Source organism: Dietzia sp. Cai40, assembly GCF_014145165.1.
Taxonomy (GTDB): domain Bacteria; phylum Actinomycetota; class Actinomycetes; order Mycobacteriales; family Mycobacteriaceae; genus Dietzia; species Dietzia natronolimnaea.
Window position 1 is genome coordinate 1 of the sequence record NZ_JAALEB010000221.1, and the last position, 363, is coordinate 363.

Sequence of the window (363 nt, forward strand, 5' to 3'; positions counted from 1 at the left end):
GCCGAGCCCGGCGGCGACCGCGGCCGACGCCCCTCCGCTCGAGCCGCCCGGGGTGAGCGCCGTGTCGTGCGGGTTGCGGGTGATGCCGGTGAGCGTGTTGTCGGTGACCCCCTTCCACGCGAACTCCGGGGTCGTGGTCTTGCCGATCACCACGCAGCCGGCCTCGTGCACCGCGGAGGTCACCGGGGCGTCGTCGGGCCACGAGTCGGGGTCGGCGGCCCCGGCCTTGTCGGCCAGCAGGCGCGATCCACGCAGTGTCGGGACCCCGCGGGTGTAGAAGATGTCCTTGATCGAGGTGGGGACGCCGTCGATCGGGCCGAAGGGTTCACCCCGCCGGTACCGGTCCTCCGATCGGCGGGCGGA

The 363-nt window shown here is 74.1% G+C and carries 1 protein-coding gene; it reads right to left on the bottom strand.

What is annotated here, in order from left to right:
* Positions 1-363 (bottom strand): amidase family protein (locus tag G6022_RS09335; RefSeq protein ID WP_241731135.1); only part of this gene is annotated, 363 nt, incomplete at both ends.